Here is a 23784-nt window from a genome sequence, read left to right on the forward strand (position 1 = left end):
TAGTAACTACAGCTGATCCATAAAAGTCAATCGGTTAACAATTGTGAATCCAATGTGTACATGACGTGACGTCGTCGAATCGGGACCCGACTTCCGGCGGCGCAGACGTGCGGGGACGATGCCCGCGCGGCGGGAGGGACCTGTTGTGGAGACGCGCGCATCCATCGTGCGACCGGTCGGGCAGCTGTGGGCCGGGGTCGGCCCGGCACTGGCGGTACCCTCCGACTGCTCGGTGCTCGACCTGTTCGAAGCCGCGGCGGACCGCCACCCGGACCGCCCGGCCGTCCGCTACCGCGACCGCGAGCTGACCTACCGCGAACTCGACCGGCTCGCCGAGGCGATCGCGGTGCGCCTGCGCGACGCGGGCGCGGTCCCGGGCGGGTTCGTCCCGCTGGTCGTCAACGAGGGCGTCGAGTTCCCGGCGGCGCTGCTGGCGGCGATGAAGGTCGGCGCGCCGTTCGTGCCCATCGACCCGGAGTGGCCGACCACCCGCATCGAGGGCCTGTTCGGCCAGCTCGCGCCCAGCGCCGTGCTGGCGGTCGAGGCGACGCTGCCGGTGGTGCGGGCCGTCGGCGCCGACGACCTCGTGGTCCGCGCCGACCTCGGCCCGGCCGAGCAGGCCGGTGAACCGGAGCCGGGGGTGCGGCCCGGCCCCGAGGACCTCATCTACGGGTACTTCACCTCGGGCTCCACCGGCACCCCCAAGTGCGCCCTCAACCGGCACCGGGGCCTGGTCAACCGGATGGCGTCGATGTCGTTCCACTTCGGCGACGGCGCCGACCAGGTCGTGCTGCAGAACAGCCGCCCCACCTTCGACTCCTCCATGTGGCAGGTGCTGTGGCCGCTGACCACGGGCGGCCTGGTGGTCATGCCCGACCGGCGCGGCATCCTCGACCTGGAGGGCACCTGCCGCATCCTGGCCGAGCACGGCGTCACGATCACCGACTTCGTGCCGTCGGTGCTCAGCGCCCTGGTCACCCTGCTCGAACTGCGCCCGGAGCTGCGGACGAGCCTGGCCGGCCTGCGCCGCATGCTCATCGGCGGCGAGGAGGCCAACGCGGCCGTGCTGCGCCGACTGCGCGAGCTGCTGCCCAACCTGCGCGTCACCAACACGTTCGGGCCGACCGAGTGCTCGATCGGCTCGGTGTTCCACCACATCGACGACCTGTCCGGCCGGATCCCGCTCGGCACCCCCATCCCCAACACGGCCGCGGTGGTGCTCGACGACGAGATGCGGCCCGTGCCCGCGCTGACCGTCGGCGAGATCTACATCGGCGGGGCGTGCGTCGGCGCCGGGTACCTCGGCGACCCGGCGCGCACCGAGCGGGCCTTCGTGCCCAACCCGTTCCCGCAGATCGGCGGCGAGCTGCTCTACCGCACCGGCGACCTGGGCCACCACACCGCCGACGGGCTGCTGATGTTCGACGGCAGGCGCGACGACCAGGTCAAGGTCGGCGGCGTACGGATCGAGCTGGCCGAGGTCGAGCGGGTGCTCAGCGCCCACCCGTCGGTCCAGGCGGCGGCCGTGATCACCCGGGGCGAGGGCGACGCCCGCTCGCTCGCCGCGTTCGTCGTGGCGCGACCGGGGGCCGGCATCGAGGTGGGGCCGCTGCTGGACTGGCTGCGCACCGAGCTGCCGCCCGAGACCGTGCCGCAGACGGTCACCCCGGTGCGGGCGATCCCGCTGACCTCGCACGGCAAGGCCGACCGCAAGGCCCTGGAGCGGATCGCCCGCGACAGCGCCGCCACCGGCCCGGTCGAGCAGCCCGCCAGCGTCGAGGAGGAGCTGGTCGCCGCCGTCTGGCGCGAGCTGCTCGGCGTCGGCGAGGTGTCGGTGGTCGCGTCCTTCGCCGGGTACGGCGGCACGTCGCTGCTCGCCCACCAGGTCGCGACGCTGCTGACGGTCCGCTGCGGGCGCCCGGTGCACGTGGCCGACCTGCTGAGTGCCGACACGGTACGCGCGCAGGCCCGGCTGCTCGTCGACGGCGCGACCGGCCGTACGGCCCTCGACGTGTCCCGGCTGCGCCGCGACGCCGATGCTTCCGCGCTGGTCACCGCGCAGGTGCCCCGCCCGCCGCAGACCGCGAGCCGGCTGCTGCTGACCGGTGCCACCGGGTTCATCGGCGCGCACCTGCTGGCGGAGCTGCTCGCCGGGCCGCGGGTCGAGCTGGTCTGCCTGGTCCGCGCCGCGGACGCCGAACAGGCGGCCAGGCGGCTGGTCGAGGTGCTCCGGGCGTACCGGCTGAATGACGCTCTCGCCGTGCTGGAGCCCCGACTGGCCGACGGCTCGGTCCGGGCACTGCCCGGCGACCTGGCCCAGGCCGGGCTCGGCCTGTCCGGACCGCAGTTCAAGGAGCTGGCCGAGGAGATCGACGGGGTCGTCCACGCCGGTGCGATGGTCAACTTCCTGCGCGACTACGACGGCCACCGCGCGCCCAACGTGGCCGGCACCGGCGAGCTGATCCGGCTGGCCACCGCCGGGAAGGGCTGCCGCCTGCACGTCCTGTCCACCCTGAGCGTCCTGGGCGGCACGGGGGCGGACCTGGACGGTCCGGCCGCGCTGCCCGGCCTCGACGAGCTCCCGCCCGGCGGGTACGAGCAGTCCAAACTGGTCGCCGAGCACCTGCTCCTCGGCGCCCGCGCACTCGGCGTGGACTCGGTCGTCTACCGGCTGGGCGAGATATGGCCGCACCGGGTGACCGGCGTGCCGAACCCGGCGTCGCTGGCCCACTCGATCGTGTACGCGGCGGCCGCCACCGGCGTCGTCTTCCCCACCGAAGCGAGCACCGACCACCTCGCCGTCGACGCGGTGGCCCGGCACCTGGCGGCGGTGGCGGTCGGGCACCGGCCCGCCACGGACACGGTCCACCTGGTCCGGCCGTCGACGCTGCGCTACGCCGACGTCTTCGACCACCTGGCCCGAGCCGGCGCGCAGCCGCTGGGGTATCCGGAGTTCCGGCGGCGCCTGGTCGCGCTGACGGAGCAGGACGGCGCGGACGAACGCCTGATCCGGGTCGCGATGCTGCTGCCGCCGGCCGACGACGCCGAGCCCGCCGCACCGCCCGCCTTCGACCGCCTGTTCACCGACAGCTCGGCCGACCCCGGCCCGGCCGTAGGCACCGCAGGGCTCTACGAAGGATCGCCGCTGACCGACCTCACCCCGTTCCTGGAGGCGGTGACCGCCCGTCGCTGACCCGGGTGACCTGGCGTCCCCGGATCGTCGGTCCGGATCATCCGTCCTATATGGTGTATCAGTGCTGCTCGATCCCGGCCTGCTCGCCGTCTTCCTCGTCGCCGTCCTGGTCATCTGCCTGACCCCGGGGCCGGACATGCTCTACATCCTGGCCACGTCCATCAGCCAGGGGGTCAGGGCGGGCCTGGTCGCCTCGGTCGGCATGTCCCTGGGCATGCTGGTGCACACCGCGCTGGTGGCGGCAGGTCTGGCCGCCGCGATGGCCGCCGTCCCGGTGCTGTACGACGTGGTCCGCTACGCCGGGGCCGCGTACCTGCTCTACATCGGCATCCGCTCGTGGCGGGAGAGCGCCGGGGCGACCGAGGTCGAGCTGCGCCCGGTGCTGCCGCTGCGCACCGTGCTGTGGCGGGCCACCGTGACGAACCTGCTCAACCCGAAGATCGTCCTGTTCTACCTGGCGTTCCTGCCCCAGTTCGTGGCGCCCGACCGGGGCCGCACCGGGCTGCAGCTGCTGGTGCTCGGCCTGCTGTTCGTGCTGGTGGGCCTGCTCGTCGACGCGGTCATCGCGGTCGCCTCGGGCCGCCTGGGCCAGTGGCTCCAGCGCCGCCGCCCCATCTCGGGCATCCTCAACCGCATCGCCGCCGCCGTCTTCGTGGCCCTCGCGGTCCGCCTCGTCTTCGCCTGACCTCCCGTCCCTGTTCCCGGCCCCGCCCGGCGCGGCGTTCTCGCCCAAGACCGTTCAGGTTGCCGGGCAATCGGGGGTATCGCGGCTCGTATTCGCCCGATTGCCCGGCAACTTGAGCGATCTTGAAGCGGGGTCGGCGGACCTGGTCGGCGAGTGTGGCATTGACACGAATTTATTAAGGAGGTTATCTATGGGGCAGCAAAATAACGTTATAGAGCGGTGCCGTCCCTCCCGCGCACCGTGCCGTCCGCGCTGACGCGCTCCGTCCCGAGGAGAACCCATGCAGCGAGCACGTCCACCGGCGCGCCTGCGCCGCGCCGTCCTGTCCGCCCTCACCGGCCTGGCCGTGGTCGCGGCCGGGCTGACCACCACCGAGGCACCGGCCGTCGCCGCGCCCGCCCAGCCGTCCCCGCTCACCACCCCCTGGACCGCCCAGGCCCTCAACGGCACGCCGCTGCCGGAGTACCCCCGGCCGCAGATGACCCGCCCGGACTGGCAGAACCTCAACGGCGAGTGGCAGCTGCGCCAGTCGACCACCAACGACGCCCCGGTCTTCGGCCAGACCCTGCCCGAGCGCGTCAACGTGCCGTTCCCGGTCGAGTCGGCGCTGTCGGGCATCAAGCGCCCCGCCAACGACACCCGCTACTACCTGTTCTACCGACGCACCTTCACCGTCCCGGCGGGCTGGGCCGGCCGGCGGGTGCAGCTGCACTTCGGCGCGGTCGACTGGCAGACCACGGTCTGGGTCAACGGCGTACAGGTCGGCGGCCACACCGGCGGCTACGACCGGTTCGAGTTCGACATCACCCCGCAGCTCAACGGCGGCACCAACGAGCTGATCGTGAAGGTGTTCGACCCGACCGACTCCGGGGTCAACGGCACCAACCCGGTCCGCGGCAAGCAGGTGCGCAACCCGGGCGGCATCATGTACATCCCGTCGTCGGGCATCTGGCAGACGGTGTGGCTGGAGCCGACGCCGACCTCGTCGATCTACAGCGTCGACTTCTACCCCAACCTGAGCAACAACACGCTGCGGGTGCGCGTCTTCACGCGCGGGGACGTGACCGGGCACTCGGTGTTCGCCGAGGCGCTCAACGGCTCCACCGTCGTGGGCAGCGCCACCGGCGCGTTCACCGACTTCAGCGTGCCGGTGCCCAACGCCCGCCGCTGGTCGCCCGACGACCCGTTCCTCTACAACCTGCGCATCTCGCTGCGCAACTCCGGCGGCACCACGGTCGACCAGACCATGCACTACTTCGGGATGCGCGAGATCGGCAAGGCCGTCATCAACGGGCGGCTCATGCCGACCCTCAACGGCCAGTTCGTGATGCAGAACGGCACCCTGGACCAGGGCTTCTGGCCCGACGGGCTGTACACCGCGCCGACCGACGCGGCGCTCGCCGCCGACCTGCAGAAGATCAAGGACCTCGGCCTGAACATGGTGCGCAAGCACATCAAGGTCGAGCCGCAGCGCTGGTTCTACCACGCCGACCGCATCGGCCTGCTGGTCTGGCAGGACATGCCGAGCATGCACGGCGTGCCCGGCACCGCCGAGCAGCACGCCCAGTTCGAGACCGAGCTGGGCCAGATCGTCGACGAGCACCGCTCGGCCCCGTCGGTGATCGCGTACGTGCCGTTCAACGAGGGCTGGGGCGAGTGGAACCTCGCCGACACCAGCCGCATCGTGCAGAACGTCAAGAACCAGGACCCGACCCGGTTCGTCAACGCCCACAGCGGCTTCAACTGCTGCAACTCCAAGGGCGACCCGGCCAACGGCGACTTCATCGACTGGCACATGTACGTCGGCCCCGACGCCCCCATCCCGTCGGGCACCCGCGTCTCGGTGCTGGGGGAGTACGGCGGCCTCGGCATCCGCACCCCCGGCCACGAGTACAGCCCGAACGGCAACTTCGGGGCGTACGAGATGCACTCCACCGTCCAGTCGATCACCGACCGGTACGTCGGCCTGATCAACCGGGCGACCACGCTGATGTACAGCCGCGGCGCCAGCGCGCTGGTCTACACCCAGCCGTTCGACGTCGAGGGTGAGGTCAACGGCTTCTGGACGTACGACCGGCAGGTCATGAAGTTCGACCTCGCCCGGGTCCGCGCCGCGAATCTCGGCATCATCGCGGCGTCCAAGCAGCTCAACACCAGCCCGCCGCCCGGCGGGCAGAACCTGTTCGGCCCCGGCGGCAAGTGCGTCGACGTGGCCTCCGACGACACCGGCGGCAACGGCGCGGCCGTGCAGCTGTGGGACTGCCAGGGCTTCGCCGCCGACATGCGCTGGGCCTGGAACGGCAGCACCCTGCGCACGCTGGGCCGGTGCCTGGACGTCACCAACAACGGCACCGGCAACGGCGCCCTGCTCCAGCTGTGGGACTGCAACGGCGGCGGCGCCCAGAACTGGGTCCCGCAGGCCAACGGCACGCTGCTCAACCCGCAGTCGGGCCGCTGCATCGACGCCCCGAACGGGGCCACCGCCAACGGGACCAGGCTGCAGATCTGGGACTGCAACGGCTCCGGGGCGCAGCTGATCCGCATCGGCGGCGGCCACGGCAGCGCCACCAACATCCTCGGCCCCGGCGGCAAGTGCGTCGACGTCGCCGCCGACGACACCGGGGGCAACGGCGCGGCCGTGCAGCTGTGGGACTGCCAGGGCACCTCGCAGGACCAGCGCTGGAGCTGGAACGGCCTGACGCTGCGCTCGCTGGGCCGGTGCCTGGACGTCACCGGCAACGGCACCGCCAACGGGGTGCAGCTGCAGCTGTGGGACTGCAACGGCGGCGGCGCCCAGAACTGGGTGCCGCAGGCCAACGGCGGGCTGCGCAACCCGCAGTCGGGCCGCTGCGTCGACTCACCGAGCGGGTCCACCGCCAACGGGGCCCGGCTGCAGATCTACGACTGCAACGGCTCGGGCGCGCAGGTGTTCAGCAAGCAGTGACCGCGTAGCCGGGCGGACGGGTCACCCGCCCGCCCGGCACCGGCAACGTACCAGCGGGCCGCCAGGGGGTGGGCCCGTCGTGACCGTGGTCAGCGGGCTCGCGGTCGGCGACCGCGGCGGGGCGGCGCGGAGCCGGCGACCGCGGCCAGCCGCCCGCGGAAATGGGCGGCGGTACGGGCCAGGGACTGCGCCAGCGGGCATGGCAGTGCCCGGCCGCACGAGCAGATCCCGGCCATCCGCGCGTGTCTGTCCAGTAAGGTCGTCGCCGCGTCGATCCGGCCCTTGGCATACGCGACGAACTGCTCGCGGTTCAGGACTCGGCCGTGTCCGGCCGTCGATGTCGAGTCGTCGTACATGACTGCCTCCTGACATCTGTATGCCACGGCGGCGGGTCGAACTAACCCGCGGCACGGGGGCGGCACGATCCGGCCGTGCCGCCCCCGCCGCTCAGCGGGCGCCCGCGAACTCGCTCAGCGGCAGCTCGCCGCCGAGGTCGGCGGAGGCGAGCAGGTGCAGCGACTCCTGCTCGTTCGGGTCGGTGCGCGCGACCACGACGACCACCTCCTCGGCGCCGGTCACCGGCATGTGCGGCAGGTCCGCCGGGATGTAGACCATGTCGCCGGGCGTCAGCACCTGGCTGAACTCCAGCGCGTGCCCGTAGCGGACGGTGTGGGTGCCGCGGACGACGTAGATCCCCGACTCGTGCCCGGCGTGGACGTGCGGCGTCCCCTCGCTGTACGGCGGGATCGTCAGCACGTGCAGGCACAGCCGCTTCGATCCGCACGACTCCGCGGAGATGCCCTGAAAGAAGAACCCGCCCTGCCTGCCGAGGTAGCCATCGGACGATCTGCGTAGCACCATGCATTCCATGGCAGAGTTGTACCTGCTCAGGCCGGGCCCGATCACTCCTGACACGCGCTGCGGAGCAACGTCGCCCAATGTCCTCGCCCGCAGGCGCGGCAGTGGTTAGCATCCGCCGGTGAGTGCATTCCGGAACGATACGCGGCTGCGGTTCTTCGCCGATCCGGGCGAGTTCCTCGCCTGCGCCGGAGCACATCTGGCCGCCGCACCGGTCGTCAACACGGCGGTCACCACCACCGCCCACCGGTCGGTGGCGCAGCTGGCCGCCGGAGTTCCGCTGCCCGCGCACCACTGGTGGCTGGCGGTCGGCGACGAGTCCGATGCCGTGGTGGGGGCCGCGATGCGCGCCTCGAACAGCGTGCCGTACCCGCTGTTCCTGCTGCCGATGCCGGACGGCGCGGCGGTGGCGCTGGCCCGTGCCCTGCACGAGCGCGGCGAGGAGGTGCTCGGGGTCAACGGGGTGCTGCCCACCGCCGAGCTGTGCGTCGCCGAACTGGCCCGGCTGGGCGGCGGCCGGGTCGAGGTCCGGCGGCAGACCATGCTGTACGAACTCGGCGAGCTGAACCCTCCGGCGCCCGTACCGGGCCGGTTGGTGCCCGCCACGGTCGACGACCTGGCCCTGGCGGCGCGGTGGTCCGCCGCGTTCGTGGGGGACGCCGATGAGCAGGCGGGGCGGCTCACCCATGGCAGCATGCCCGAGATGGCCGACCCCGCCGAGGTGCGGCGCCGGCTCCAGGCCGGTCGGCTGTGGTTCTGGGTCGACGGGTCCGGGGCGCCGGTGCACCTGATCGGATGCCACCCGCCCTCGTTCGGCGCGGCCCGGGTCGGTCCGGTGTACACGCCGCCGGAGCAGCGCGGTCGCGGCTGGGCCGCCAACGCGGTCGCCGAGGTGTCCCGGCGGGTACAGGCCGGGGGTGCGCGGGCGTGCCTGTTCACCGATCAGGCCAACCCTACGTCGAACAGGCTCTACGCCGCGCTCGGCTACCGGCCGGTGGCCGAGCTGGCCAACTTCGTGATCTCCCGCTGAGCGCGGATGCCCGGCGCCCGCGCGGCCGGGTTCACGCGGGGGCGGACAGGATGAGACGGACTTCCGTGGTGCGGAATCCGGCCCGTTCGAACGCGGCTGCCATCGGCCGGTTGCCCAGGTCGGTGGTGGCGGTGATCCGGTCGGCGCCGTCGGCCGCGTGCAGGCGGATGATGGCGGCCAGCAGCTCCGCCACGTACCCGCGGCCGCGCAGTTCGGGCACCACGCCGAGGTAGCCGACGTTGCGGTGGTAGGGCGTGGCGGACGGGATCGCGAGCCCGGCCAGGGCGCCGTCGGGGGTGTACGCCAGCCGCCACCAGTCGCGGCTGCCGGGCCGGTCGAGGTAGAAGGCCAGCGCCTCGCGGGCGGCGGCCTCGGCTCCGTGCGCGGCCTCGCTCTCCCGGGTGTGCGCGTCGAGCGAGCCCTCGGCCACCCGCAGCATCGCGGCGAGGAAGGCCCCGTCGTCGGGCTCGGGCGTGAAGACCAGCCGTTGGGGCTGGTCCGGGACACCGGCTTCGGGCGTCCACTCGTACTGCAGCCGCTCCACCTCGACGGTCAGCCCGGCCCGCCGGGCGGCCTCCTGCCGCCAGGCGACCGCCTTGACGTACGCCGGATCGTCGCGCCAGCCGCCGGGCAGCCGCATGAGGTTGTACAGCGGCGGCTGCGGCGCGCCCGCCTCGCCGAACGCGCGGTGCGCGGCGTCCAGCAGCCCGGCGGCCAGCATCGGCCGCTCACCGGCGGGCACTTCCGCGGCGACGGCGAGGCAGTCCAGCGCCAGCGGGTGGACGCTGTCGTGCTGCCCCCACCACAGGGCGCGGGCCAGGATCCGGCCGTCGCCGCCCCGGGCGGTCCAGGTCCACTCGGGACGGTGCTGGCGCTGCTCGGCCTCGGCCCGGTAGCGGTCCGCGGGCAGCCGCCACACCGGCTCGTCCGAGGTCAGTGCCAGGGCCTGGGCCAGCTCCGGACTGCCGGAGGCGGCGGTGCCGTACGTGGTGCCGCGCAAGCGGGTCTCTTCTCTGCCGTGTCGCACGCTGCGGCCGGGTGCCGGGTGCGGGGCTCCCACCGTAACCGCGCGGCCTGCGGGCGGCCACCGAGTAGCACTGACGGCCCGACTCCGTGGTGGCCTCCGTGGTCGGCACGGATGGCGCGGGTCGGCCGGGGCGAGAAGCTTGTCCCGTGGCCGGATGAGGCCACGACCGAAGGGCCGGCGAGGCCCGCGACCTCAGGAGTGACCATGGGCGCCACCACTGCGAAGAGCAAGACCCACGACGGCTTCAGCGCCGACGAGCGCGCCGCGATGAAGGACCACGCCCGCGAGCTGAAGTCCGCTGCCCGCCGCGACCCGGCCACGGCCAGGGCGGAGGCGGAGCGGGAGGTGCTGGCGAAGATCGCCGAGATGGGCGAGTCCGACCGCGCCCTGGCCGGGCGCCTGCACGAGATCATCGCCGCCGCCGCCCCGGAGCTGGCACCGAAGCTCTGGTACGGCATGCCCGCGTACGCCCGCGACGGCAAGCTCGTCTGCTTCTTCCAGAGCGCGCAGAAGTTCAAGTCCCGGTACGCGACCCTCGGCTTCAACGACGCGGCGAACCTCGACGACGGCGACATGTGGCCGACCGCGTACGCGCTCACCGAGCTGACCCCGGCCGCCGAGGCGCGCATCAGCGCACTCGTGCGGCAGGCGGCAAGCTGACCGGCCCGGACTCTTCGAGCAGGAGGCAACACCCTATGACGACCCCACCCCGCTCACCTGAGCAGCGCAGAGCCGACACCCTGCGGCGGCTGGAGACCGACGTCGACGCCTGGGTGGCCACCGCCGCCGCCGACGGCACGCCGTACCTGGTGCCGCTGTCGTTCCTCTGGGACGGCGAGACGCTGCTGATCTCGACGGCGGCCGGCAACCCGACGGCCCGGAACCTGCGGGCCAACCAGCGGGTGCGGCTGACGGTGGGGCCGACCCGCGACGTGGTGCTCATCGAGGGTACCGCCGTCGTGGTGGACGAACTCGCGACCGAGGTCGGCGACGCGTTCGCCGCCCGGACCGGGTTCGATCCGCGCAGGTCGCGCGACTACCCGTACTTCCGGATCCGGCCGCAGCTGATCCAGGCCTGGCGCGAGGTGAACGAGATCGCCGGCCGCGACCTCATGGTCGGTGGTGAGTGGCGGGTGTGACGGCTCCGACGCGAGGCGGCGGACCCGGTGCCGACCGGGTTCGCCCACCGGCGGAGGGGCGGGTCGCCGCGCCGCCTGGCCGGAGTATGGTGTGGCAGCATCCGCCCACGCCGATCGAACAGACGTAGAGGTGACGGTGCATGACCACCGTGAACCAGATCATGGTGCCGTTCCACGGTGAGGGGTCGGGCACCGGCGAGCTGTCCTGGGGGCAGCGGGAGATCTGGGCGGCGATGCGGCGCCAGCAGTCGGCCATCCCGGTCGGCGGCTGCCTGCCGCTGCCGGACGGCACCACATTGGACGACATGGTGGCGGAGCTGCGCTTCAACATGAGCCGCCACCAGACGATGCGCACCCGGCTGGAGTTCGGCGCGGACGGGCGGCCGCGGCAGGTGGTGGCGGCCTCCGGTGAGATCGCCCTCGAGGTGGTGGACGCCGACGGCGCGGACCCGGCCGAGGTCGGCGAGCAGCTGCGGCAGCGCTACTGGACCACCGGGTACGACTATGCCGCCGAGTGGCCGCTGCGGATGGGCGTCGTGGTCAGCGGCGGCGTGCCGACCCACGTCGTGGTCGTCTTCCACCACCTGGTCAGCGACGGGTTCGGCAGTCTCGTGCTGATGACCGATCTGGCCGAGCGGGACCCGGCCACCGGCGCGGCCGGGTCGCCCCCGGCGCTGATGCAGCCGCTGGAGCAGGCCAGATGGCAGGCGACCCCGGCGGGCGTGCGGCAGCACGAGATGGCGATGCGGCACTGGGAGGGGCTGCTGCGGGCCATACCGGCGCGCAGGTTCGCCGGCTCGGACGACCCGCGCGAGCCGCGCTACTGGGAGGGCGAGCTGATCTCGCCCGCGATGCACGCGGCGGTGCGGATCATCGCGGCGCGGACCGCGACCGACTCGGGCGCGGTGCTGCTGGCGGCGTTCGCGGTGGTGCTGGCCAGGCTGACCGCGGTCAGCCCGGCGGTGGTCCGGACCGTGGTCAGCAACCGGTTCCGGCCGGGCCTGGCCAACGTCGTCAGCCCGGTCAACCAGACCAGCCTGTGCGTGCTCGACGTCGCCGACGCGACCTTCGACGAGGTGGTACGCCGCACCCGCCAGCGCTCGATGGCCGCCTACAAGTACGCCTACTACGACCCGGAGCGGCTGTCCGAGCTGGTGGCGGGCGTGGAGCGGGAGCGGGGCGAGCCGCTGGACATCTCGTGCTTCTTCAACGACCGGCGGGTCCGCCACCGGGACGATTCGGGGCCGGTGCCGACCGCCGCGCAGGTCGAGGCGGCCGCCGACCGCACCGCGTTCCGCTGGCTGCGCCAGCAGGACCAGCCCTTCGAGCGGCTGTTCGTGCACGTCGAGGACGAGCCGGACACGCTGGTGCTGACGGTCTGCGGCGACACCCGCCACGTGTCACCCGCCGACCTGCGCGCCTGCCTGACCGGTATGGCGGCGCTGGCGGTCGAGGCGGCGCTGGACCCGGCGACCCGGACCGGGGTCTGACCGGCCGGCTCAGCGCGCCACGGGTGTCCCGGCGTCGAGGAAGGCGCCCACCGGCGCGACGATGCGCGGGTCGCCGAGGATCCGGCGGTGGCCGAGCCCGCTGGTGACCAGCAACCGCGATCCCGGGTACGCCGCGTGCAGGCGGCGGCCGTGGCCGACCTCCACCACGTCGTCGTCCTCGTCGTGGACGATCAGCAGCGGCACCGTCACCGCCGTCGGCTCGTACGTGCTGGAGAACCGCGTCCACAGGTCGGGCACGCCGATGTCGCGGACCGACCGGGCGCGCAGGTGCTCGCTGAGCGACCGCCGCAGGCCCAGCTGCCGGGTGAACTCGGTGACCAGGTGGTCGAACTCGGCGGGGCCGCTGACCGCGACGAGCCGGTCCGCGCGCAGGCCGTTGCGCAGGGCGTGGAAGGCGCACGGGACCCCGAACGAGTGCGCGACGACCGCGGCGAAGCCGCCGTGCCGCTGCTGCAGCATCCGCATGATCCGCTCGTACTGCAGCAGGTTGGTCGAGGTGCCGCCGGAGGAGCCGTGGCCGGGGGCGTCGAAGGCGACCGGGCTGAATCCGCGATGGAGCAGGTCGGTGACCATGCCGGCGTACCGGGAGGCGCGCGAACTCCAGCCGTGCACCAGCAGCACCGGCCGCCGCCCGTCGCCCCAGGCGTAGGTGGCGACCGGCACGCCGTCGAAGTCGAGCTCGCCGACCGTGGCGGCGGCGTGGACGTCCTGCTCGCGCGGGTGGACCTGGGCGCGTCCGGTGGGGCGGAAGAAGAGCTTGTACGCGACGGCCCGGCCCAGTGGCGGGGCGAGCACGGCGGTGGCGTTCAGCAGCCGTCCGGTCAGGAGGATCGCAGCCTTCATGTCGGCAGGCTAGCAATAAATAAGACCGACCGATCGGTTAGTTATCTCACAGCCCCGCCGGAGCGACGCCCCGGCGGGACTGCGGCCGGACCTCATGCCTGGCGGGTCGGCAGCACGACGATCTGGCGCAGGTTGACGTGCCGGGGGCGGCTCACCGCGTACGCGACCACGTCGGCGACCTCGGTCGCGGACAGTCCGCCCAGGACCTCGAGCATGCTGCTGAGCTGCGCCGACAACTCCGCGTTGTCGATATGGCCGCCGAGTTCGGTGTCGGTCAGGCCAGGCTCGATGTTGGTGACGCGGACGTCGCGCGGTCCGAACTCGGTCCGCAGCCCGGTCGACAGGTGCGTCAGCGCCGCCTTGGTCGCTCCGTAGACGGCGTAGTTCGGAAAGGCCACGTGCGCGCCGATGGAGGAGATGTTCACCAGATCGGCGGGCTGGCCGGCAGCCGCCGCCGCCAGCAGGTCCGCGGAGAAGGCCCGCACGACGCGCAGCACCCCGGAGACGTTGGTGTCGAGCATCCGCAGCCACTCGTCCTCCCGACCGTGGTCGACCGGGTTGGGCAGCATGACCCCGGCCGCGTTGACGACCAGGTCCACCCGCCCGTACGCGCGGCGTACCGCGTCGGCGGCCGCGGCCACCGCGGCGCCGTCGGTGACATCGGTGGCCACGGCGACGGCCTGGCCGCCGTCAGCGACGATCTTGTCGGCCAGGCCGGTGATCCGGTCCGCCCGGCGGGCCAGCAGCGCCACCCGGGCACCCGAGGCGGCCAGGAGCTGCGCGGTCGCGGCGCCCATGCCGCTGGCGGCTCCGGTGACGACGGCGGTGCGGGTGGTCAGGTTCTCGAAGACTGTCATGCCGTCAGCCTGCGGCGGTTCTCCCGGGCGACCCAGGGCTGTGCGCAACCTGGGTCTGGCAGTACCAGGATGCGCCTGCGCCGTCGGGGCAGACTGGTCGGCGTGCCCCAGCAGAACGGTCCCCAGGATATCGGCGAGTTCCTGCGCACGCGCCGCGCCCGGATCAGCCCGGCGCAGGCCGGGCTGCCCGAGTACGGGCGGCGGCGCGTGGCGGGTCTGCGCCGGGAGGAGATCGCCCAGCTCGCCGGGGTGAGCGTGGACTACTACACCCGGCTGGAGCAGGGGCGCGGCACCGGGGTCTCCGACGCGGTCCTAGACGCGATCGCCCGGGTGCTTCGGCTGGACGACACCGAGCACGACCACCTGCGCAACCTCGCCCGACCGGCCCGCCCCACGCCGGGTCCGGCCCGGCCGCCGAAGCTGCGCCGGGAACTGGTCCGGATGCTGGAGCTGATGACGGCCGTGCCCGCGTTCGTGCTCGGCCGCCGCATGGACGTGCTCGCCTGGAACGCGCTGGCCGACGCGATCGCCGGGTTCGGCGCCATGCCCGCGCAGCGGCGCAACGTGGCGTACCAGACGTTCCTGAACCCGCACACCCGCACGCGCTACCGGGACTGGCCGGCCGTGGCCGCCGAGACCGTGGCCCACCTGCGCCGCGATGCCGGACGGCACCCCGGTGACGAGCGGCTCGCGGCGCTGGTGGGGCTGCTGTCCGTACGGGATCCGGTGTTCGCCCAGCTGTGGGCCGCGCACGGGGTCAAGGAGAAGGCCCACGGGCGCAAACTGCTGCGCCACCCCGTCGTCGGGGACCTGGACTTCGCGTACGAGACGTTCGCCCTGCCCGGCGACCCCGGCCAGTTTCTGGTGACGTACGTGGCCGAGGCCGGTTCACCCACCGAGGAGCGGCTGCGGGTGCTCGGCAGCTGGGCGGCCTCGCAGCCGGCAGGGCTATCCTCCCCCGATGACGCACGAACCCGAGCTGACCTCGCCGGTTGACCTGTGCCTGCCCGACGGCCGGCTCAACCCGGCCGCCGTCGGCTGGACCCGCCGCCCGCTGCACACGGCCAACCTGCGCGGCTGGGGCCGGGCCAAGCGCTGGGAGTACTGGGGCATCGTCACGCCCGCGCACATCATCGGGCTCGTCGCGTCATCGCTGGACTACGCCGGAGTGCACAGCGTGTACGTGCTGGACCGGGCCACCGGGCAGGAGAGCGCCACCGAGGCGGTCGTGCCGCTGGCCCGCGCGGTCGTGCTGCCGCCCCGCAGCGGCGCGGGCGAGGTGTCGGTACGCGGTGGCGGGCTGGAGATCAGGATCGGGCAGCGCCCCGACGGCACCGTGATCCACGCGACCGGGCGCGGGGTGCGGCTCGACGTGGCGGTGCCGCTGCCCGCCGGGCACGAGTCGCTGGGTGTGGTCGTGCCGTGGAGCAGCACGCGGTTCCAGTACACGGTCAAGGATCTCGGCCGTCCGGTCCACGGCGAGCTGGAGCTGCACGGGCGCCGCCACGAGATCGGCGGGCCGGACGCGTTCGCGGTGCTGGACCACGGGCGGGGCAAGTGGCCATACGCCATGACGTGGAACTGGGCCGCCGGGGCCGCGCCCGGCCGGGCGATCCAGCTGGGCGGCAAGTGGACCGACGGCACCGGCATGACCGAGAACGCCCTGTTCGTCGGGGGTCGCCTGCACAAGATCGGTGCCGAGCTGCGCTGGAGCTACGACCGGTCCGACTGGCTGCGGCCGTGGCGGATCAGCGGCGACCGGGTCGAGGCGGAGTTCCACCCGTTCCACGAGAAGGTCTCCCGGACGAACCTCGGTGTCGTGGCCAACGAGACGCACCAGTGCTTCGGCCACTTCACCGGCTGGGCCGCGACCGGCGACGGGGGCCGCACCAGCCTCGACGGCCTGGTCGGCTGGGCTGAAGAGGCCCGCAACCGCTGGTAGCGATCAGTGTCTCGATAAGAAGGGTCCCTTCTTCTACGCAGAACGATAAGAAGGGACCCTTCCTTGCGATGGGTCAGTGCGGTGGGCGCTGGCCGAGGGCACCGGCTGCCTCGGCGGCGCTGCAGCTCATCTCGCCCGGCTGCAGCTGCGCCGAGTCCGGTCGCCAGACCTCTGGCTTGCCGCCTTGGGCGGTGTCGAGGCGGGCCAGGCGGCAGTCGAACGAGGACCGGTCGAGGTCGACGGCGCGCAGCGCCAGACCCACCGTCGCGCCCCTCGTGACGGTCTCCACCGTGATCCGCGGATCCAGGCCGAGCTCGGCCACCGCCGCCCGCGCCGCCGCCTCGTCGGAGACCCCGGTCAGTGCCTTCGCGATCACGTCGGGGTCGGGCAGCCGCGCCGGCGGGGGCAGCGGCTGGTAGGTGACCGGGGGACCGGCGGGGCAGTCCACGGACTCGGGCGGCGCGGCTTCGTACAGCGTGATCTCGATGGTGTAGCAGAAGTCGTAGTCGGCCGTGGTGGTGCCGCCGCCGAACCCGTCCCGCTGCTCGCCGGTGCCGGTCACCTTGACCGTGAGCGTCACGCCGCCCACGGCGTCCTTTCCGGTCACCCTGAGCAGGGTCAGGTCCTTGCGCTCGGCGGCCCGGCGGCCGAACTGCTCCGCCGTCCAGTTGGCGTTGCGCGTGCCGTGCACGGCGGTGCCGATACCGGCCGCCTTGTGCCGCGCGTCTTCTTCCGCCAGGTCCTCCAGCGACGACGCGCAGCCGCCGAGCAGCAGCGCCGTCGCCAGGCCCGCGGTGAAAGCTCCCCGTTTCATGACGGCAAGCCTCGCAGGCGCCTGACGGCCGCACATGCGCTGCGCTACTCAGGTCGAGATGAGTATGCCGGGTGCGGACGGCGGGTGTCAGCCGCGCTGGAGCGCCTCGCCCCAGATGTTGATCGTCGTGGTGAAGGAGCCGGGGGTGTGGGCCGTGATGACGACCGCGATCGGGATGAAGCTGTCTCCGGCGTACTCCGGCGTCGCCGTGTACCGGGTGACGGTGCCGTCGGCGACCAGCGGCCGCACGACGCCGAGGTCGATCTGCTGCTTGACCTCGGCGATACCGACGGGCACGTAGACGAGGTTCGGCGGGATGTCGCTGCCGCCGAACTCCGGCGGCAGCAGGAGCAGCTTCTCCAGCGAGCCCTCGGCGGCGAGCGCGGCCGCCGCCGACTCGGAGGTGATGTCGGAGAAGTCGGGCCCGTGCGGCTTCTTGCGGCGCAGTCCGAACATGGCGTCGTCCCCTTCGTCGGCGGGCATGATCGCGAGAGTTTAGCGGACACCGCTGAAGCGTTTGACCGCGCGAACTTTAGTTTGCCGATGCGTCGAATGCGCGTAGTTCGGCGCCGATGCGGTCTGGCCGCGCCTGGTGCGGCCGCACTAGGCTGATCGTGACAGGTCCGAAGTGGGCGTAGACGAGGAGTTTCATGGACGCGGCGATGCTGCTGACCACCGTTATGATCTTCGGCGGCCCGGTCATCTGGTGGATTCTGCGCCGGACCGCGCGGTATCCCAGCCCGGCCGCCGCCAACGTCAGCTCGCTGGCCATGAAGCTGAGCCTGCTCCTGTATGTCGTGGCCGGACTGACGCTGTTCCTGTCCGGCGTGTACAGCGTGGGCAACACCGTCGGCAGCGCGATCTGGCTGCTCGCCGGACTCCTCGCCCTGTGGGCGACGACGCGGTGGCGGCTCGGGCTCCCGGCGATCATCGACCGCTGGTCGGCCGCGCGGGAGGCGTCCCTGCGGGCGGACGCGTCGGCGGGCAACAACCAGGCGGCGTACCTGCTGGGGATGGGGCTGAAGCTGCGCGGCGAGCGCGAGGAGGCCCGCCGGTGGCTGCAGCAGGCCGCCGAGGCCGGGCTGGTCGGCGCCCAGTGGGACCTGGCGCGGCTGGTCGACGAGATGGACGGCGCGGCGGCGGCCAAGCCGTGGTTCCAGGCCGCCGCGGACGCGGGGCACCCCGGCGCGCGCCACCTGCTGCGCCCAGGCGGCGCGTACGACACCGCGAACTGACCCGCGACCCCGAGCAGGTGCCGGCCCGCAGGCCGGCACCTGCTTTTTCGTGGGGCCGGGTCCGGTGGGCGAAAGTGACCTCCGTCATGGGGCCCTCCGGTATCCTTGACTCGGATACAAAACATCCGAGTAACATCTCGGACATAACTAGTCCGAGTTTCCGGAGGAAGCTGACCATGAAGATCGTCATCATCGGGGGCACCGGCCTGATCGGCACCAAGCTGGGTGCGCTGCTGCGGGCCGACGGCCACGAGGTCGTCCCGGCCTCGCCGAGCACCGGCGTCGACATCATCGCCGGTACGGGCCTGGCCGAGGTGCTGACCGGGGCCGACGTCGTCGTCGACGTCACCAACTCGCCGTCGTTCGAGGAGAAGGCCGTGCTCGACTTCTTCCGGACCGCCGGGCGCAACCTGCTCGCCGCCGAGGCCGCCGCGGGCGTCCGGCACCACGTCGTGCTGTCCATCGTCAACGCCGAACGCAACCCCGACAGCGGCTACATGCGCGCCAAGGTCGCCCAGGAGGAGCTGGTCAAGGCCGGGACGGTGCCGTACACGATCGTGCGGGCCACGCAGTTCCTCGAGTTCGCGGGCGCGATCGCGGCCACGGCCGCCCAGGGGGACACGATCACGCTGCCCCCCGCCGCGATGCAGCCCATCGCCGCCGACGACGTCGCCGCCGCGCTGGCCTGGGCCGTCGAGCAGCCGCCCGCCGACGGCAGCATCGACATCGCCGGTCCGGAGAAGCTGGGCCAGGACGAGTTCGTACGGCGCTACCTCGCCGCCGTGCACGACCCCCGCAAGGTGGTCACCGACCCGGATGCGCGCTACTTCGGCGCGCTGCTCGACGACTCGTCCCTGGTCCCGCTCGGCCAGGCGCGCCTGGGCCGGATCAGCCTCGCGGACTGGCTCGCCACCCAGGACACCGCGGCCTGAACCGGTGCCGCCGCCCGTGCGCGCGGCGCCGCGCACGGGGCACGTGGCCGACCCGGGATCCGGCAACGGCCCCGGGCGGTGGCGGCGGACGTCATACGCTCGGTCTGGGCGCGGCACCGGCGGGGTCCGCCGGGCCGGCCGCGACCACACCCACGGCTCGGAGGTGCGAGTTCCATGACAGACGGTGGACGGAAGCCCGGCTCCGACGCGTGGCAGACGGCGCTCACCACACTCCAGGAGGCGACGCCTCCGTTCGTCCCGGCGGGCGCCCACGCGATGACCGTGGTCATCGAGTTCCCGCCCGGCGACCCCGGCACGCCACCGCACCGGCACTCCGGCCCGTGCTTCGGGTACGTGCTGGAGGGCGAGATGCTGTTCGAACTCGAGGGCGAGCCGGAACGCGTGATCCGCGCCGGTGAGGCGTTCTGGGAGCCGGGTGGCGACGTCATCCACTACCAGGACGGCAACAACCGCGCCGACACGCGGCTGCGTTTCCTCGTCACCATGCTGTGCGAACCGGGCAGGCCGATGCTGGCGCTGGTGCACGAGGAGGAACTCGGCCGGCGTCGGGACCGGCGCGCGCCGCGACCGGCCTGACCTCGGCGGAAGGCGCGACCGACGAGCGCGGGCGCGGACGGGCGGCTCGCCTGCCGCCTGCCGCCTGCCGCCTGCCGCCTGGCGCGATGATCGCTGTTCAGGGTCACTTCCTCGCCTGTGGGCGGGCTCTTTGACCGCGCGTGGTGATCAACGGGCGGAACGGACTCCAAGATCTGGAGTTGCGGTCAAGACGCTCGGCTCCGGACGAGGCTCGGGGCGGAAATTGTGCCGGAAATTTCCGATTCATCCCGTTTAAGCAGCAAATGGGCAGGGTAGTGCGGCGTTGCGTCGAACTCGATGGAGGTACGCAATGCAACGTCTCACCAGGAGACTGACCCGGTCGCAGTCGCGGCAGTACACCGCCTACGGGGTGGCGGTGCTCACCTTCGGAGCCGCGCTGGTGGCCACCACGGCCCTCGGCCAGCAGGCCGCGCAGGCGCAGGCGATCGCCAAGGCGACGGTCAGCATCGACCCGGCGAGCCTCGGTTTCACCGCCGCGGACTTCCCGCGCCACGCCTGCCAGCTGGACTTCGGCGGCGGCCCGTACGCCGACCAGGATGTCTGGGTGTTCAAGCTGCCCGGCGAGCACGACGAGACGGGGGAGTTCATCAACATCGAAGCCGAGTTCACCACCCCCGAGGGCGACACGACCGTCGTGACGATCCCCGGCGAGGGTGGCGGAACGCTGGTGCGGGCCGACACCGACAAGGCGTGGGCCGCGCTGCCGCAGGGCCTGACCCTGGTCAACGCGACCGCGGAGATCACCGGTACGGCCGACTCCTTCATCCTCGGCCGCACCTGCCCGGCGGGCGAGGCGGAGCCGTCGCCCTCGGCCTCGCCCGCGCCGTCGTCGTCCGCTACACCGCCGGTGGCGGCCGCACCGCTGCCCAGCGGCTCCGCCTCGCCCTCGGTCTCGCCGTCGGCGGGTGCGGTCCGTCCGGGGCGGCCGGGCCCGAGCCCGAGCGGCTCCGCCTCGCCCTCGGTCTCGCCGTCGGCGGGTGCGGTCCGTCCGGGGCGGCCGGGCCCGAGCCCGAGCGGCTCCGTGTCGCCGTCGGCCTCGCCGTCCACCGGCGCGGTCCGCCCGGGGCGGCCGGGCCCCAGCCCCAGCGCCTCGGCGTCGGCGGCGCCTATCGTGCTGCCGCCGGTCGCGCCGGTGCCGTCCGCGACCGCTGTGCCTGTGCCGTCCGGGTCCGCTGTGCCTGTGCCGTCCGCGACCGCCGCGCCGGCGCCGCCGCACCACCACGCGTCCGCGGTCCGGGCGGGTGGCGACCAGGCGCGGTGGGCGTCCGGGTTCCCCGAGCTCTGGGCGCAGATCGCCAAGATCTTCAACTGAGGTGACAGCGGCCGTGACGGCGTACGCCCCCAGGGCTGCCGCCGTCACGGCCGTTCAGCCGAGGTCGGCGGTCCGGTCCGCGTCGAGATCGGCGGCGAGTTCGTCGGGGGCGCGCATGCGCCAGGCGTCCAGGACGAGTTCGCTCAGCCGGGCGGCGTCGACTGTCGGCAGCCGCAGCATGACCAGCGGCAGGCCGTCGTACGCCGGGGTGGTGAAGAAGTGCTCGGGCTCGCCGAGCAGCAGCGCCTGCTTCTCCGCCTCGTCGCCGACGTACAGCACGGCGACGTCGGTGCGGATCACGCGCGGGCTGCCCGGGGTCCGCTCCGGGTAGGACCAGACGAAGCCCTTGTTCGCGACCCGGAAGTCGAAACCCTCGCTCGGGATCTCGACCACATGCGGCAGGGCCAGCGCCAGACGGCGCACATCGTCAGCGTCGGCCATCGGCATCCCACCCGTCTCCGCGCTCCGGCACGGTAACAGCCTACGGCCTGGCTTCGGGACGTCAGAGCGCCATCGCGGCGCGCAGCCCTGACCGCGGCGACGAGACGACCGGGATCGAGGTCCGCGCCTGCTCGGCGGCGGGCTCCATCGACGCCTGGGCCAGCACGATCACGTCGGCGTCGGTGACCGCGGCCAGCGCCTCGACCACCAGGTCCAGATAGCCGGCGACGTCACCGGCTTCGAAGAGGTCCCACGCACCGGCGATCACCTGCGCCGACACGGACACCCCGCGGCCCGCCCGCGCGGCCTCCTCCTCGATCAGCCGGGTGGTCGGCTCGAGCGTGCTGGACAGCGCCGCGAGCACGGTGATCCGGGCGCCCGCCGCCACGGCCGCGGCCGCCATCGGCCGGTCGACGCGCAGCACCGGGATGCCCGCCTGCCGGGCGGCCTGCTCGGCGAGTTCGCCGATGGTGGAGCAGGTGCACAGCACCGCCCGCGCCCCCAGCTCGGCGGCCCGCTCGACCTCGCGGGCGACCTGGGCGGCGACGGCGGCCGGGCCGCTGCGGCGGGCCTCGTCGAGCAGGTGCTCGGCCACGATGTGGTACAGCGTGCGGGATGGCGCCACCTCGTCGCGGAGGCGGTCGAAGGTCGGCACGTGAACCTGGGAGGTGTGCAGCAGAGCCAGCATCGTCGATCGTTTCCGGTACGGGCGGACTGTCGGGCGGGTCAAGTTAGCACCGCCGCACCTGCCCGCGCTGTCCCGCGAGACAGCGGTCACAGGCCCCGTCCCGCGATCCGGTAACCGGCCGGTTCAGAGCAGCTGTCCAGCCGGTACGGTGGCCCGCGACGTGCCGCGCGGGCGGCTGCCGGGAGAGGACGCGAGATGGAGCCGGACCACCTGCACACCGCTGCCCGGCGCCACCTGATGGACCGGTACCAGCAGCTCACCACGGCCTACTCCCGACTGCCGAACCACGGCCGGGCCGCCGACGGCTACCACTACACACCCGAGGCGCGGCAGATATTCCCCCGCTGCCACGTGGCGGCCGCGATCCTGGACGACGTCGAACGGCTCGACCCGGAGCGGCTGCCCCCGCCGGCGCAGCTGGCTGAGGCGCTGGTCCACTCCGCTCGGAGCGCGGCGTCGGTGTTCACCAGCGATGCCCGGGACGCCGGGGTGATCGCCGACGAGCGGCGCCGGTTCGAGGCCGTCGTGGCGGACTGGCTGCGCCCGGGTCGGCTCCCGGTGGTGGCGCCGCTGCCGTACCGGCGGGTGCTGGCTGCGGAGGAGTCCAGGCGGCGGCAGGAGCTCCTCGCGCAGCGGTGGGGTCTGGTCGGCCGGGTCTGGCATCCGATGCTGGGGCGGACGGCTCCGCCCGCCGAGGTGCTGGTGCTGAACCAGAACGCGGTGTATGACGAGGGCGCCGAACTCGTCCGGCGGATCCTGCGCGAGTACGGCGCGGGACGCGTCACCGAACTGCGGGAGGACGGCGCCGACCGGCTGCTCGACGTCGAGCTGGTCGAACTGGGCTACCACTGGGCCGAGGGCGTGTGGAGCGACGACAGTCTCAGCTGGATGGCGTACGCCTCGCACGAGGACACGGTCGCCGTCGGCGGTCGGCTGGCGGAGGCGCTGGCGGAGCGCCTGCCTCATCTCGACGAATGGCGCTGGCACGGCTGGTGACGCGGGTCGAGGGGCGGACGTGGAGGGATCCGGCTTGGTATGGTTCCGCCCCATGCGCTTCCAACCGGGACAGACCGTGCTGCGTCGGTGCTGGCGCGGCGGGCAGATCACGTTCCTGCAGGCCACGCGGGTGATCGAGGACGGCGAACGGGGCCTGCTGCTGTGGCTGCCCGCCGGTACGACGTACTGGCGGATCATGACCGGCGACGGCCGGACCCACCACGACGGCACGCTCGCCGAGCTCGGCCCGGACGCGTCGCTGCGGCCGCTCACCTGGACCGGCCATGACCTGCTCATGTGGCAGCGCCCCGGCGAGCCCTGGTCGGTGTGGTGGTTCTTCCGCGACGGGCGGTTCGCCAGCTGGTACGGCAATCTGGAGGATCCGTACGTCGCCTGGCGCGACGGTGACGTGTGCGGCGTCGACTTCGCCGACAACGCGCTGGACCTGCTGGTGGAGCCCGATCGGAGCTGGCGCTGGAAGGACGAGGCGGAGCTGGCGGCCAAGACCGGGCACCCGCACTACTGGGATGAGGCCGGGGCGGCGGCGATCCGGGCCGACGGGCGGCGCCTGGCCGACCTCGCGCAGGCGGGGGCGTTCCCGTTCGACGGGGCGTGGTGCGGTTTCCGCCCCGATGCGGCGTGGCCGCTGCCGCAGCGCCCGGAAGGCTGGGACCGGCCGCGCGCTGTTGCACCGTTTGCCCGGTAATCACCGGTATGCT

Annotated in this window: 24 protein-coding genes; 15 read left to right on the forward strand and 9 right to left on the reverse strand. The window is 73.1% G+C overall.

The features are described 5' to 3' along the window. Positions 1–145 precede the first annotated feature (145 nt). The 3 genes from QEZ54_RS16365 (at position 146) to QEZ54_RS16375 (ending at position 6822) form a co-directional block, all read left to right on the forward strand. Positions 146–3193, forward strand: coding sequence for a non-ribosomal peptide synthetase (locus QEZ54_RS16365; RefSeq protein WP_281305468.1), 3048 nt, complete (start codon positions 146–148; stop codon positions 3191–3193). Positions 3194–3254: 61 nt separating this feature from the next. Beyond that, positions 3255–3878: a LysE family translocator gene (locus QEZ54_RS16370; protein WP_281305469.1), complete on the forward strand. Its 624-nt coding sequence runs from the start codon at positions 3255–3257 to the stop codon at positions 3876–3878. A 280-nt stretch (positions 3879–4158) separates the two neighbouring features. Next, on the forward strand, positions 4159–6822 hold the full coding sequence (locus QEZ54_RS16375) for a ricin-type beta-trefoil lectin domain protein (protein ID WP_281305470.1): 2664 nt from the start codon (positions 4159–4161) through the stop codon (positions 6820–6822). An 89-nt stretch (positions 6823–6911) separates the two neighbouring features. On the opposite strand, the gene QEZ54_RS16380 is transcribed toward QEZ54_RS16375, so the two are convergent. Then, entirely contained in the window at positions 6912–7178 is a 267-nt protein-coding gene (locus QEZ54_RS16380) for a hypothetical protein (RefSeq protein ID WP_281305471.1), read from the reverse strand. Positions 7179–7269: 91 nt separating this feature from the next. Continuing rightward, on the reverse strand, positions 7270–7683 hold the full coding sequence (locus tag QEZ54_RS16385) for a cupin domain-containing protein (protein ID WP_281305472.1): 414 nt from the start codon (positions 7681–7683) through the stop codon (positions 7270–7272). Between the two features lie 118 nt (positions 7684–7801). Here QEZ54_RS16385 and QEZ54_RS16390 point away from each other — a divergent pair, with 118 nt between their 5' ends. Next, complete coding sequence (locus tag QEZ54_RS16390) at positions 7802–8710, forward strand: GNAT family N-acetyltransferase (RefSeq protein WP_281305473.1); 909 nt, start codon at positions 7802–7804, stop codon at positions 8708–8710. Between the two features lie 31 nt (positions 8711–8741). Here the strand turns inward: QEZ54_RS16390 and QEZ54_RS16395 are convergent, their stop codons facing one another. Then, positions 8742–9710: a GNAT family N-acetyltransferase gene (locus QEZ54_RS16395; RefSeq protein ID WP_281305474.1), complete on the reverse strand. Its 969-nt coding sequence runs from the start codon at positions 9708–9710 to the stop codon at positions 8742–8744. 231 nt (positions 9711–9941) lie between these two features. Here QEZ54_RS16395 and QEZ54_RS16400 point away from each other — a divergent pair, with 231 nt between their 5' ends. From QEZ54_RS16400 to QEZ54_RS16410, 3 genes are all read left to right on the forward strand, one after another. Continuing rightward, the gene (locus QEZ54_RS16400; RefSeq protein WP_281305475.1) at positions 9942–10397 is read left to right on the forward strand and encodes a DUF1801 domain-containing protein; all 456 of its coding nucleotides are present in this window, start codon (positions 9942–9944) and stop codon (positions 10395–10397) included. 35 nt (positions 10398–10432) lie between these two features. Then, positions 10433–10876 (forward strand): pyridoxamine 5'-phosphate oxidase family protein, encoded by a 444-nt coding sequence (locus QEZ54_RS16405; protein ID WP_281305476.1) that lies wholly within the window; start codon positions 10433–10435, stop codon positions 10874–10876. Positions 10877–11016: 140 nt separating this feature from the next. Continuing rightward, positions 11017–12366: a condensation domain-containing protein gene (locus QEZ54_RS16410; protein ID WP_281305477.1), complete on the forward strand. Its 1350-nt coding sequence runs from the start codon at positions 11017–11019 to the stop codon at positions 12364–12366. Positions 12367–12375: 9 nt separating this feature from the next. Here the strand turns inward: QEZ54_RS16410 and QEZ54_RS16415 are convergent, their stop codons facing one another. Together QEZ54_RS16415 and QEZ54_RS16420 are read right to left on the reverse strand one after the other, a co-directional pair. After that, positions 12376–13230: an alpha/beta hydrolase gene (locus QEZ54_RS16415; protein ID WP_281305478.1), complete on the reverse strand. Its 855-nt coding sequence runs from the start codon at positions 13228–13230 to the stop codon at positions 12376–12378. A 92-nt stretch (positions 13231–13322) separates the two neighbouring features. Further along, on the reverse strand, positions 13323–14087 hold the full coding sequence (locus QEZ54_RS16420) for an SDR family oxidoreductase (protein ID WP_281305479.1): 765 nt from the start codon (positions 14085–14087) through the stop codon (positions 13323–13325). A gap of 102 nt (positions 14088–14189) precedes the next feature. On the opposite strand from QEZ54_RS16420, the gene QEZ54_RS16425 reads away from it, so the two are divergent. Together QEZ54_RS16425 and QEZ54_RS16430 are read left to right on the forward strand one after the other, a co-directional pair. Further along, positions 14190–15083 carry a helix-turn-helix transcriptional regulator gene (locus QEZ54_RS16425; RefSeq protein ID WP_281305480.1) on the forward strand — a complete coding sequence of 298 codons (894 nt, stop codon included), beginning with the start codon at positions 14190–14192 and terminating at the stop codon, positions 15081–15083. Next, positions 15049–16029 (forward strand): DUF2804 domain-containing protein, encoded by a 981-nt coding sequence (locus QEZ54_RS16430; RefSeq protein ID WP_281305481.1) that lies wholly within the window; start codon positions 15049–15051, stop codon positions 16027–16029. Before QEZ54_RS16425 ends, QEZ54_RS16430 begins: the two co-directional genes overlap by 35 nt. Before the next feature lie 73 nt (positions 16030–16102). Here the strand turns inward: QEZ54_RS16430 and QEZ54_RS16435 are convergent, their stop codons facing one another. Continuing rightward, entirely contained in the window at positions 16103–16843 is a 741-nt protein-coding gene (locus QEZ54_RS16435; RefSeq protein WP_281305482.1) for a hypothetical protein, read from the reverse strand. Between the two features lie 87 nt (positions 16844–16930). Then, positions 16931–17326, reverse strand: a complete 396-nt coding sequence (locus QEZ54_RS16440; protein WP_281305483.1) for a hypothetical protein — start codon at positions 17324–17326, stop codon at positions 16931–16933. Between the two features lie 167 nt (positions 17327–17493). On the opposite strand from QEZ54_RS16440, the gene QEZ54_RS16445 reads away from it, so the two are divergent. From QEZ54_RS16445 to QEZ54_RS16460, 4 genes are all read left to right on the forward strand, one after another. Further along, a complete protein-coding gene (locus QEZ54_RS16445; protein WP_281305484.1) occupies positions 17494–18078 on the forward strand; it encodes a hypothetical protein in 585 nt (194 codons plus the stop codon). Between the two features lie 176 nt (positions 18079–18254). After that, entirely contained in the window at positions 18255–19010 is a 756-nt protein-coding gene (locus tag QEZ54_RS16450; RefSeq protein ID WP_281305485.1) for an SDR family oxidoreductase, read from the forward strand. 174 nt (positions 19011–19184) lie between these two features. Then, positions 19185–19607, forward strand: coding sequence for a cupin domain-containing protein (locus tag QEZ54_RS16455; protein WP_281305486.1), 423 nt, complete (start codon positions 19185–19187; stop codon positions 19605–19607). 310 nt (positions 19608–19917) lie between these two features. After that, entirely contained in the window at positions 19918–20940 is a 1023-nt protein-coding gene (locus tag QEZ54_RS16460) for a hypothetical protein (RefSeq protein ID WP_281305487.1), read from the forward strand. Positions 20941–20994: 54 nt separating this feature from the next. Here QEZ54_RS16460 and QEZ54_RS16465 read toward each other — a convergent pair whose 3' ends face one another. Together QEZ54_RS16465 and QEZ54_RS16470 are read right to left on the reverse strand one after the other, a co-directional pair. Then, entirely contained in the window at positions 20995–21381 is a 387-nt protein-coding gene (locus QEZ54_RS16465; protein ID WP_281305488.1) for a hypothetical protein, read from the reverse strand. A 61-nt stretch (positions 21382–21442) separates the two neighbouring features. Further along, entirely contained in the window at positions 21443–22069 is a 627-nt protein-coding gene (locus tag QEZ54_RS16470) for an aspartate/glutamate racemase family protein (RefSeq protein WP_281305489.1), read from the reverse strand. A 195-nt stretch (positions 22070–22264) separates the two neighbouring features. Between QEZ54_RS16470 and QEZ54_RS16475 the strand changes: the two genes are divergently transcribed. After that, the gene (locus QEZ54_RS16475) at positions 22265–23065 is read left to right on the forward strand and encodes a hypothetical protein (protein ID WP_281305490.1); all 801 of its coding nucleotides are present in this window, start codon (positions 22265–22267) and stop codon (positions 23063–23065) included. A gap of 52 nt (positions 23066–23117) precedes the next feature. After that, positions 23118–23771, forward strand: coding sequence for a DUF402 domain-containing protein (locus QEZ54_RS16480; protein ID WP_281305491.1), 654 nt, complete (start codon positions 23118–23120; stop codon positions 23769–23771). Positions 23772–23784: the final 13 nt, after the last annotated feature.

Origin of the sequence: Catellatospora sp. KI3 (genome assembly GCF_029948125.1) — a bacterium.
Lineage (GTDB): Bacteria > Actinomycetota > Actinomycetes > Mycobacteriales > Micromonosporaceae > Catellatospora.

What these genes read in the sequence shown, in the direction of transcription:
- QEZ54_RS16375 (WP_281305470.1), top strand. Translation starts at nt 4,159, where the DNA reads ATGCAGCGAGCACGTCCACCGGCGCGCCTGCGCCGCGCCGTCCTGTCC.
- QEZ54_RS16380 (WP_281305471.1), bottom strand. Translation starts at nt 7,178, where the DNA reads ATGTACGACGACTCGACATCGACGGCCGGACACGGCCGAGTCCTGAAC.
- QEZ54_RS16385 (WP_281305472.1), bottom strand. Translation starts at nt 7,683, where the DNA reads ATGGTGCTACGCAGATCGTCCGATGGCTACCTCGGCAGGCAGGGCGGG.
- QEZ54_RS16400 (WP_281305475.1), top strand. Translation starts at nt 9,942, where the DNA reads ATGGGCGCCACCACTGCGAAGAGCAAGACCCACGACGGCTTCAGCGCC.
- QEZ54_RS16405 (WP_281305476.1), top strand. Translation starts at nt 10,433, where the DNA reads ATGACGACCCCACCCCGCTCACCTGAGCAGCGCAGAGCCGACACCCTG.
- QEZ54_RS16410 (WP_281305477.1), top strand. Translation starts at nt 11,017, where the DNA reads ATGACCACCGTGAACCAGATCATGGTGCCGTTCCACGGTGAGGGGTCG.
- QEZ54_RS16415 (WP_281305478.1), bottom strand. Translation starts at nt 13,230, where the DNA reads ATGAAGGCTGCGATCCTCCTGACCGGACGGCTGCTGAACGCCACCGCC.
- QEZ54_RS16420 (WP_281305479.1), bottom strand. Translation starts at nt 14,087, where the DNA reads ATGACAGTCTTCGAGAACCTGACCACCCGCACCGCCGTCGTCACCGGA.
- QEZ54_RS16430 (WP_281305481.1), top strand. Translation starts at nt 15,049, where the DNA reads ATGACGCACGAACCCGAGCTGACCTCGCCGGTTGACCTGTGCCTGCCC.
- QEZ54_RS16435 (WP_281305482.1), bottom strand. Translation starts at nt 16,843, where the DNA reads ATGAAACGGGGAGCTTTCACCGCGGGCCTGGCGACGGCGCTGCTGCTC.
- QEZ54_RS16440 (WP_281305483.1), bottom strand. Translation starts at nt 17,326, where the DNA reads ATGCCCGCCGACGAAGGGGACGACGCCATGTTCGGACTGCGCCGCAAG.
- QEZ54_RS16445 (WP_281305484.1), top strand. Translation starts at nt 17,494, where the DNA reads ATGGACGCGGCGATGCTGCTGACCACCGTTATGATCTTCGGCGGCCCG.
- QEZ54_RS16450 (WP_281305485.1), top strand. Translation starts at nt 18,255, where the DNA reads ATGAAGATCGTCATCATCGGGGGCACCGGCCTGATCGGCACCAAGCTG.
- QEZ54_RS16455 (WP_281305486.1), top strand. Translation starts at nt 19,185, where the DNA reads ATGACAGACGGTGGACGGAAGCCCGGCTCCGACGCGTGGCAGACGGCG.
- QEZ54_RS16460 (WP_281305487.1), top strand. Translation starts at nt 19,918, where the DNA reads ATGCAACGTCTCACCAGGAGACTGACCCGGTCGCAGTCGCGGCAGTAC.
- QEZ54_RS16465 (WP_281305488.1), bottom strand. Translation starts at nt 21,381, where the DNA reads ATGGCCGACGCTGACGATGTGCGCCGTCTGGCGCTGGCCCTGCCGCAT.
- QEZ54_RS16470 (WP_281305489.1), bottom strand. Translation starts at nt 22,069, where the DNA reads ATGCTGGCTCTGCTGCACACCTCCCAGGTTCACGTGCCGACCTTCGAC.
- QEZ54_RS16475 (WP_281305490.1), top strand. Translation starts at nt 22,265, where the DNA reads ATGGAGCCGGACCACCTGCACACCGCTGCCCGGCGCCACCTGATGGAC.
- QEZ54_RS16480 (WP_281305491.1), top strand. Translation starts at nt 23,118, where the DNA reads ATGCGCTTCCAACCGGGACAGACCGTGCTGCGTCGGTGCTGGCGCGGC.